9 protein-coding genes are annotated in these 8,535 nt (G+C 67.2%); 3 read left to right on the top strand and 6 right to left on the bottom strand.

Going from position 1 to position 8,535, the window contains the following annotated elements; all coding sequences use genetic code 11:
- Nucleotides 1-123: 123 nt before the first annotated feature.
- Nucleotides 124-1,005 carry a LysR family transcriptional regulator gene (locus PMI38_RS16205; protein ID WP_008096002.1) on the bottom strand — a complete coding sequence of 294 codons (882 nt, stop codon included), beginning with the start codon at nt 1,003-1,005 and terminating at the stop codon, nt 124-126.
- A gap of 234 nt (nt 1,006-1,239) precedes the next feature.
- Between PMI38_RS16205 and argC the strand changes: the two genes are divergently transcribed.
- A complete protein-coding gene (gene argC / locus PMI38_RS16200) occupies nt 1,240-2,181 on the top strand; it encodes an N-acetyl-gamma-glutamyl-phosphate reductase (RefSeq protein ID WP_008096000.1) in 942 nt (313 codons plus the stop codon).
- A gap of 81 nt (nt 2,182-2,262) precedes the next feature.
- On the top strand, nt 2,263-2,949 hold the full coding sequence (locus PMI38_RS16195; RefSeq protein WP_008095998.1) for a GNAT family N-acetyltransferase: 687 nt from the start codon (nt 2,263-2,265) through the stop codon (nt 2,947-2,949).
- Nucleotides 2,950-3,050: 101 nt separating this feature from the next.
- Here PMI38_RS16195 and PMI38_RS16190 read toward each other — a convergent pair whose 3' ends face one another.
- The 5 genes from PMI38_RS16190 to PMI38_RS16170 are packed head-to-tail and all read right to left on the bottom strand — an operon-like array spanning nt 3,051 to nt 7,488.
- Nucleotides 3,051-3,806, bottom strand: coding sequence for an ABC transporter permease (locus PMI38_RS16190; RefSeq protein ID WP_008095995.1), 756 nt, complete (start codon nt 3,804-3,806; stop codon nt 3,051-3,053).
- Entirely contained in the window at nt 3,806-5,011 is a 1,206-nt protein-coding gene (locus PMI38_RS16185; protein WP_008095993.1) for an ABC transporter substrate-binding protein, read from the bottom strand. The genes PMI38_RS16190 and PMI38_RS16185 overlap by 1 nt, the downstream gene beginning before the upstream one ends.
- Nucleotides 4,998-5,819, bottom strand: coding sequence for an ABC transporter ATP-binding protein (locus PMI38_RS16180; RefSeq protein ID WP_008095991.1), 822 nt, complete (start codon nt 5,817-5,819; stop codon nt 4,998-5,000). The genes PMI38_RS16185 and PMI38_RS16180 overlap by 14 nt, the downstream gene beginning before the upstream one ends.
- Nucleotides 5,816-6,880: an acyl-CoA dehydrogenase family protein gene (locus PMI38_RS16175; RefSeq protein ID WP_008095989.1), complete on the bottom strand. Its 1,065-nt coding sequence runs from the start codon at nt 6,878-6,880 to the stop codon at nt 5,816-5,818. The genes PMI38_RS16180 and PMI38_RS16175 overlap by 4 nt, the downstream gene beginning before the upstream one ends.
- 47 nt (nt 6,881-6,927) lie before the next feature.
- Entirely contained in the window at nt 6,928-7,488 is a 561-nt protein-coding gene (locus PMI38_RS16170; protein ID WP_008095987.1) for a carboxymuconolactone decarboxylase family protein, read from the bottom strand.
- Between the two features lie 102 nt (nt 7,489-7,590).
- Here PMI38_RS16170 and PMI38_RS16165 point away from each other — a divergent pair, with 102 nt between their 5' ends.
- Nucleotides 7,591-8,502, top strand: a complete 912-nt coding sequence (locus PMI38_RS16165) for an AraC family transcriptional regulator (RefSeq protein WP_008095985.1) — start codon at nt 7,591-7,593, stop codon at nt 8,500-8,502.
- The last annotated feature ends 33 nt before the right edge of the window (nt 8,503-8,535 follow it).

Here is an 8,535-nt window from a genome sequence, read left to right as displayed (position 1 = left end):
CTGTTCGGGCCCTATCGCCGGAAAGCCGGCTCCCACAGGGATTGCGCCAGCTTTCAGATAGGGAAACGCGGTGCTGTCTTTGTGGGAGCCGGCTTGCCGGCGATTGGGCTGCACAGCAGCCCCTTACTGGCGCAAACGCTCCAACGCCTCGAGCACATACCCGGTGGCCCTCTCCACCTCCCCTTCCCGGCAGGCAATCCCCAATTGCCGCCACAACCCCGGTCGCAGCGGCCGACGCACAATGCGTCGGTCCAGCTCCGGCGCCTCGCCTTCCTGGGGCAGCAAGGTGGCGCCATAACCGGCCCCCACCAGGCTCTTGATCGCATCGTTGTAGTTCAGCTCGATCCGCGGCTCGGGGTACAACCCGGCGGCGGCGAACCATTCACCGATCACCCGCGACAGCTGGGTGCTGCTGTCATTGAGAATCAACGCGCGCTGCCCCAGCCAGGCTGGGCTGACCCTGGCCGGCGGCTGCCAGTCGGCAGGCACGTAGGCCAGGATCGGGTCGCGCCGCCAAGGGGTGACCTTGACGCCCTTGCCCGCCACCTGCGGCAAGGCCACCAGGCCGATGTCCAGCGCGCCTTCGCGCAGCCGCGCCAGGGACGCCTGGGAGGTCAGCACCTGCACTTGCACGTCGATACCCGGGTGCGCCACCCGCAGGTGCTCCAGTGCCTTGGGCAACAGGTGGGCGATGGCACCGGTCGAAGCGCCCAGGCGCACACGGCCGGTCAGGCCTTCGACTTGCCGGCGCACTTCGTCCAGCGCCAGGTCGGCGTCGGCCAGCAGGCGCCGGGCGCGGGCCAGCAGGGTATCGCCGATGGCCGTCGGGCGGACCTGGTTGCGATTACGGGTCAGCAGCGGCGCACCGACCCGCGCCTCCAGCTCGGCGACGTGCAGGCTGATGGTCGGGGGCGCCAGGTTGAGCTGGCGGGCGGCTTCGGCAAACGAGCCGAGGTCGGCAATGACCACCAGGGTGCGTAGGCGGTCGAGGCTGATTTCGCGCATGAAGACGTTCCTGATGGGTCTTTCCGGCCCTTTCGCGGGACAAGCCCGCTCCCACAGGTAACCGACTCCCTTTGGAGCAGTGCAGTACCTGTGGGAGCGGGCTTGTCCCGCGAAAGGGCCGGAACTGACCCCATACTATTCAGAAAAAATGAATGACAACGTCATGATATTCAAATTTCCTTTACCAAGGCGACAGGCGAGCATAGGCCATCTTCTCCACACCGGACCCCGACCATGCGCACCCCTGTTGTCTTCATCGATGGCGACCAAGGCACCACCGGCCTGCAGATCCATGCCCGCCTGCACGGCCGCGACGACCTGCAACTGCTGACCCTGCCCGAAGCCGAGCGTAAAGACCCGCTGCGCCGCAGCGAAGCGATCAACAGCGCCGACATCGCCCTGCTCTGCCTGCCCGACGACGCCGCCCGCGACGCCGTGGCCACGATCCGCAACCCGGCGGTGCGGGTGATCGATGCCAGCTCTGCGCACCGCACCACCCCAGGTTGGGTCTATGGCCTGCCGGAACTGGACGCGCAGCAGCCCGAGCGCATTGCCCAGTCCACCCGCGTCAGCAACCCCGGCTGCTACCCCACCGGCGCCATCGCCCTGCTGCGTCCGCTGGTCCAGGCCGGCCTGCTGCCGGCTGACTATCCGCTGAGCATCCACGCCATTTCGGGTTACTCCGGGGGTGGCCGGGCGGCGGTCGAGCGCCATGAACAGCAAGGCGATGCGTCGGCGCCTAACCTGCAGATGTATGGCCTGGATCTGGCGCACAAGCATGTGCCGGAAATCCAGCGGCACGCCGGCCTGTCGGCGCGTCCGGTGTTCCTGCCGGGGTATGCCGCCTATCGCCAGGGCATCGTCCTGAGCATCCCGCTGCAGCTGCGTCTGCTGCCTGGCCAGGTGAGCGCCGAACAGCTGCAGGCCTGCCTTGAGCGGCACTATCAAGGTGCCCGCCATGTGCAGGTAATGCCCCTGCACCAGCACGGCCCGGCCACCGCGCTCGACCCCGAGGCGCTGAACGACAGCAACGACCTGCGCCTGGCGCTGTACGCCAACCCCGAGCACGGCCAGGTGCTGCTGACGGCGGTGTTCGACAACCTGGGCAAAGGGGCTTCGGGCGCGGCGGTGCAGAACCTCGACCTGATGCTCGCGGCGCTGCAGGCACGAGGCTGAACCGGTAAAAAGGGGTTAGACTGTGCACCCCGTGCCAACCCGGCGCGGGGTGATCCAACAGCCGCCGGAGCCCGTCCCCCGATGTTCATCCTGAGCCGCCTCGACAGCGTGCCGCCCGAGTCCTTCCAGAACCAGATCCGCGAACTGGTGATCCACCATGTGGGCGAACTGAGCAGTGTCGCCATTCGTGCCGACAACCCGCTGTACCCGCTGTACCAGTACGGTGTCGGCATGGAGGTGCATCAGTACCTGCAGGCCATGGACGGCACCCGCGGCCTGGCCGTGGCGCTGACCCTGGCGCTGGACGCCGAGGCGCCGGACCAGCTGCTTGGCTTCGCCCTGACCCTGCCTGCCCAGGACAACCCGCAGGCCTGTGCCCTGGCCTTTCTTGCCGTGGTGCCCGGTCATCGTCGCCAAGGCGTCGGCCGCGCCTTGCTGGGCGATGTACAGAAGCGCTTCGCCAGCGTCGAGCTGAACGCCTTCGCGCACCAGGTGCCGTGGTTCGAGGCCATGGGCATGCAGGTGGTGGCGGCCAGCGGGCCGCAGGTATTGATGAGCAGTACCGGGCAGGCCAGCGGCGCGCTGATCGGGCGGCTGGACATTGCGCCGATCTACCAGACCACCGAGGTGCATCAGATTCATACCTACCTGCTCAACCAGCAGGGTGAGGATGCGATGATCGAGGCGGAACAGCAGCGTGATGAGTGGCTGGATGAGTTGGCCGTGCTGGCGCGTGAGTTTGTGAAGCAGCGCAAGACCGTGCATTGAGCCGAAGGCCCTATCGCCGGCAAGCCGGCTCCCACAAAGAAGCAGGCCTGCGCCAGACCCTGTGGGAGCCGGCTTGCCGGCGATAGGACCACACTGGCCCTTCAGGCATGCACCCAACGCCGATGCAGCCCGCGCGCCAGGGCATCGAGCATGAACCCCAGCACACCAATCAGCAGCACCATCGCCATCAGCTCCGAGTACGCCAGCCGGTCGCGGGTATCGAGAATGAAATACCCAAGCCCCGCACTCACCCCCAGCATCTCGCACGGCACCAGCACGATCCACAGGATGCCGATCGCCAGGCGCACGCCGGTCAGCACATGGCCGATCACCCCGGGGACGATCACCTTGCACAAGGTCTCCCAGCGCGTGGCGCTGAGGCTGCGGCTCAATTGCAGCCAACGCGGGTCGAGCTGGCGCACGCCCGCCGCGGTATTGAGCAGGATCGGCCACAAGGCGGCAAAGGCCAGCAGGAAGTAGATCGGCTGGTCGCCCACCCCCATCAGCATCACCACCACCGGCATCCACGACAGCGGCGAGATCATCCGCAGGAACTGGAACGCCGGCGTGGTCGCGGCCTCCAGGTGCCGGTAGCTGCCCACCAGCAGACCCAGCGGCACGCCGATCAGCAACGCCAGCAACAGCCCGACCAGGATCCGCTTGAGGCTGACCCAGACATGCCCGTAGACCTCGCCCTGCCCCAGCAGCTCGACCAGGCTGGCCAGGGTCGCCTGGGGCGAGAAGCGCGCCGACAGGCCGTCGGCCTCGCCAAACATCGCGACCCCAGCCCACCACAGCACCAGCAACCCCAGCAAACCCACCAGCCCCAGGCCGGCATGTACGACGTGCTTGCGCATCAGACCACGAACTCCTCGCTGCGCTCGAAGTTGTCGGCGATGCCGAACACCGATGGCCCACCGACCGCCGCGATGGCGTTGCGCACGAAGCGGTCGTCGACCAGGTCACGGGCCGTCTGGGCCGGATCCAGGCCGGCGAGGAAGGCGTTGTCGCCTTCGATCAGGGTGTGCTTGAGGCGCTTGACCAGTTCCTCGGTGTAGCTGGGGAACGGGTACGGCTGGAAGTCGATGCGCTTCTCGTCCCATTGCTGGTGGCGGATGGCGCCGCTGGCGATGTAGCCGGCGCGGTCTTCGGCGGCCGGGGCCAGGACCTTGGTCAGCACCGCCGGCTCGTGCGGGGTGTACTTGTTGGGGCCGGCCCTGGACAGCAGCGCGGCGGCTTCGGCGCGGTGGTCGCGGGTCCAGTGCTGGGCCTTGACGATGGCGTTGACCACCTTCTGCGACCACTCGGGGCGGTTGTTCAGGTCATGCTCGTGCATGAACACCACGCAGCAGGCGTGGTTGCGCCAGACATCACCGGTAAAGCGCTGCACCCGGCCGACCTTGAGGTTCTCGGCCAGGGCATTGAACGGTTCGGCGACGATGTAGCCGGCGATGCGCTTGCTGGCCAGGGCCGGCGGCATGTCCGAGGGCGGCAGCACCAGCAGGTTGACCTCGTTGGCCGCCAGTGGCGCATTGGCCGGTTTCGACACCGGCGTCAGGCCGTGGTCGTTGAGCATCTGCTGCAGCACCACGTTGTGGATCGAATACCAGAACGGGATAGCCACCGTCTTGCCGCCCAGTTGCTGCAGGTCGGTAATGTCGGGCGCCACGGTCAGGCCCGAGCCGCCGACGTGGTTCCACGCCACCACCTTGGCCGGCACCTTGCTGGCGTAACGCGCCCACACGGTCATCGGCGACAGCAGGTGAATGACGTTGACCTGGCCCGAAATGAAGGCCTCGATCACCTGGGCCCAGCTGCGCAGCAGCACCGGGCGCTCGGCCTTGATGCCTTCGGCCTCGAACAGGCCGTTGTTGTGCGCGACCAGCAGTGGCGTGGCGTCGGTGATCGGCAGGTAGCCGATGCGCACCGGCGCATCCGGCTCTGCGGCGGCGCGCGCCTGCAGGCTCGACAGCAAGGGCACGGCGCCGGCGGCGGTGAGCATGGCACTGAGCTTGAGGAAGTCGCGACGCGACGTGGAGGAACAGCAGTCATCCATGCACATGGGCAGGCTCCGAAGGCAACGAGGGAGAGGAGGTTTCGTCTGTGCGGCTGGCCCGCCGAAGGGTCTTGAGTATCTCGATGCGCAGCGCGCCCAGCTCCTCGACCCGCTGTGCCCGGGGTTGCGGCAGGTCGATGGGCCATTGGCCGAGGATGTGCGCCGGGTGGTTGCCCAGTAGCAGCACCCGGTCGGACAACAGCAGGGCTTCGTCGATATCGTGGGTAATCAGCACCGCGGCGGTGTTGTGGGTGCTGATCAGTTGCAGCAACAGTTGCTGCATGTCGGCGCGGGTGACTTCGTCAAGGGCACCGAAGGGTTCGTCGAGCAGCAGCACTTCGGGCTGGCGCGCCAGGCAGCGCGCCAGGGCGGTGCGCTGGGCCATGCCGCCGGACAGTTGCGCCGGGTACTGGTTGCGCGCATGGGCCAGGCCCACGGCGCTGATCGCATGGTCGATGCGCGCGCGGCGCTCGGCCGCAGCCAACTTAGGCTGGCGGGCGAAATCCAGGCCGAAGGCGACGTTCTTTTCCAGGCTCAGCCAAGGCAGCAGGCTCGGGTCCTGGAAGGCCACCGCCAGGCGCGGATGCGGGCCTTGCAGTACCTGGCCGTGCAGGGTCACGCTGCCGCTGCGCGGCGGCTGCAAGCCCGCCAGCACCCGCAGCAGGCTGGACTTGCCGACCCCACTGGGGCCGAGGATAGTCACCACCTCGCCTGGCGCCAGTTGCAGGTCGAAGCGCGCCAGCACCTCCTGCCAGCCGCCCTCGCGCGGGTAGCCCAGGCTGATGTCGCGGGCTTCGAGTAACGCGTGGCTCATGCAGTGGCCGCCTGGCGGTGCAGTTCGGCGCGCAGCTGCACCAGGCTTGGGGTGACGATGGGCACGAACGCCGATTCCCGCCAACGGCGTGCGAAGCCTGAGCCGAATTCGTCGAGGTAGGCCTTGCCGCCACTGGCCTGCAATTCGAGCTGCACGGCGTCGGCCGCGCTTTCGGCGAGGGTGATGCGCAGCTTGAACAGCGCCGCCGGCTGGCCCTGGAAACGCCCGTCGAGCAAGCCTTGCTTGAGCTCGGTCACGGTGTTTTCCAGGCGCTCCTTGAGGACCTGGCGGTGCTCTTCCAGGAACGACAGGCGCCCATGCAGGTGCTCGTGCACTTCGTCCAGCGCACGGCGCGCCAGGCCGATGGCCATGCCGCACTGCAGCGCGAGGAACGCCGGGCGCACCTTGGGCAGGAATTCGCGGGCGTTTTCGTGCAGCAGCCAGTCGCGGCCGAGCGCCACCTGGTGGAAGGCCAGTGCCGCCGTGTTGCTCGACTGCAGGCCCATCAGTTGCAGGTCGTCGGAGCGCTCCAGGCCCTGTACCTGCGAAGGGATCGCCAGTACGAACGGTGCGCCGCCCGCATCGTCTTCGATGGCGGCAGCCACCACGAAGCCGCTCTTGCGCAGGTTGGTTACCCAGTGCAAACGGCCTTCGAGGGCCCAGCCGTCAGCCTCGGGGCGGCCGCGTACCTGCAGCGCCTCGATGCCGGAAAGAAACTTCATGGCATTGGAAAGGCCCGTGGCACCGGCCAGCTCGCCGGTCAGCAGGCTCGGCAGCAAGCGCTCGCGCAGGGCCTGGTTCGGGCTTTGCAGCAGGTATTCGATAAAAGCACGCTGGCCCCAGCAGACGAAGGCAGTTGCCAGCGAACGACTGGCGATCGCGGCAATGGCTTCGACGGCGTCGGTCACCTCACCCCCACTGCCCCCCTGCGCCGGGTCGACACCGATGCCCAGCAGTTGCGACTCGGCAATCTGCGCGAGCACCCGCTGCGGGTCGCACTGGCCCTGGTCGATGGCCTCGGCATTGGCATCCAGCCACTTGGCAAATGCAGCATCAAGCATATCCCTACTCCTTTTGAAAACGCGGGCGCCACGGCGCCCCGCGCGGTTTATGCAGAAGGCTGCCAGCGGTACTTGCCGAGCTCGTCGTTGAGCGGCGTCTGGGCGAACACATTAGCAAAGTTGCACAGGGTTGCGAGGCTGACCCCGAGAATCACTTCCAGGGCGTTGCCCTCGGTGAAACCGGCCTCGCGGAAGGCCTGGTAGGTGGCCTCGCTGACATTGCCGCGGGTGGCGATGACTTCGCGGGCGAACGCGGCCAGGGTCTCGTAGCGCGCATCCGGCAGTTCGCCACGGGCGCGCAGGGCATCGACCACTTCCTGCGGCAGCTTGGCCTTGTTCAGCGCCACGGCGGTGTGGCCGGCCACGCAGAAGTCGCAGCCATGCTGGGTGGCGGCAATCAGCTGCACCACTTCGCGCTCGGCCAGGGTCAGTTCGGCCTTGCCGTTGAGGGCCGAGACGGTCACGTAGGTTTCCAGGGCCGCCGGGGCATTGGCCAGCACGCCCAGCAGGTTGGGGATGAAGCCGGAATTCTTCTGGGCGTTCTCAAGGAACGGGCGGGCCGCTTCCGGGGCGCTCTGCAGAGTGTGTAGAGTAATGCGCGAGGACATGGAGTGGTCTCCTTCGGTGTGTGTCCATACAGTCTGTTGGTTATAAGAATCGCCCTCCATATTCATCAGTCGCCCTTCCTTGCTCCTGAGTCTTTACATTAGATGATTTCATCCAGCCCACTTGTCGATTGGTTATTAGAAGGCCTTGAGCTAGACGCCAGCCTGTTCCACGTCGGCCGCTACTGCGGCGGCTGGCATGCCAGTACCGAGGGCATGGGCCGGGCCAGTTTTCACCTGGTGGTGCAGGGCCATTGCTGGCTGCACATCGATGGCAAGGCCGAAGCCGTGCGCCTGGAAACCGGGGACGCGGTGTTTCTGCTGCGCGACCTGGGTTACCGCTTGTCCAGCGACCAGGACCCGCTGAACGCCTGCGCCCAGCCGCGCCAGGCCATGCAGGCGCTGGATGCCAACGCGGCGGACGGCGTGGGGCTGGTGTGCGGGTTCTTTCACTTTCGCCCTGGCTTGTCGTCACTGATCGTCGAGGGCCTGGCCGAGTGGATCCTGTTGCGTGCCGAGGAGCCGAGCGGGCATGCGGCGCGGGCGTTGTTCGGGCTGATCCTGGACGAATGCCAGCGCCTGCCAGCACCCTCGCAGACCCTGCTGGAGCGGCTGACGCACTTGTTGTTCTTGTATGTGCTGCGCCAGCAGGTGCATGCCGGGCAGCCACTCGGCGGCCTGGTCGCCCTGGCCCGGCAGCCGGCGTTTGCCGGCTTGCTGCAGCAACTGATCGAACAGCCCGGGCAGGCCTGGACACTGGAGAGCATGGCGGGGTGTACGGGGCTGTCGCGGTCGGCGTTCTTCAAGCGCTTCAACGAACTGGCCGGGCAGTCACCGGGGCAGGTGCTGCTGGCGTTGCGCATGCGCCATGCCTGCCAGTTGCTGCAGGCGGGCAATACCGTGGAGCAGGTGGGCGCGCAGGTGGGGTATCAGTCGGTGGCGGCGTTTACCCGGGCGTTTGCCAAGGCGGTGGGGGTGCAGCCTGGGGCGTATCGGCGCCAGCATGAGGGGCGCTGAAATTGTTGGTGTTTGCACGGGCCCTATCGCCGG

The organism is Pseudomonas sp. GM84, assembly GCF_000282535.1.
Lineage (GTDB): Bacteria > Pseudomonadota > Gammaproteobacteria > Pseudomonadales > Pseudomonadaceae > Aquipseudomonas.
Note: the sequence above shows the minus strand (reverse complement) of the source record. Positions and strands in the feature narration are given on the sequence as shown.

Bases quoted from the DNA above. Each gene is read 5' to 3' on its own strand.
- PMI38_RS16205 (WP_008096002.1), bottom strand. From the start codon at position 1,005: ATGCGCGAAATCAGCCTCGACCGCCTACGCACCCTGGTGGTCATTGCC.
- argC (WP_008096000.1), top strand. From the start codon at position 1,240: ATGCGCACCCCTGTTGTCTTCATCGATGGCGACCAAGGCACCACCGGC.
- PMI38_RS16195 (WP_008095998.1), top strand. From the start codon at position 2,263: ATGTTCATCCTGAGCCGCCTCGACAGCGTGCCGCCCGAGTCCTTCCAG.
- PMI38_RS16190 (WP_008095995.1), bottom strand. From the start codon at position 3,806: ATGCGCAAGCACGTCGTACATGCCGGCCTGGGGCTGGTGGGTTTGCTG.
- PMI38_RS16185 (WP_008095993.1), bottom strand. From the start codon at position 5,011: ATGTGCATGGATGACTGCTGTTCCTCCACGTCGCGTCGCGACTTCCTC.
- PMI38_RS16180 (WP_008095991.1), bottom strand. From the start codon at position 5,819: ATGAGCCACGCGTTACTCGAAGCCCGCGACATCAGCCTGGGCTACCCG.
- PMI38_RS16175 (WP_008095989.1), bottom strand. From the start codon at position 6,880: ATGCTTGATGCTGCATTTGCCAAGTGGCTGGATGCCAATGCCGAGGCC.
- PMI38_RS16170 (WP_008095987.1), bottom strand. From the start codon at position 7,488: ATGTCCTCGCGCATTACTCTACACACTCTGCAGAGCGCCCCGGAAGCG.
- PMI38_RS16165 (WP_008095985.1), top strand. From the start codon at position 7,591: ATGATTTCATCCAGCCCACTTGTCGATTGGTTATTAGAAGGCCTTGAG.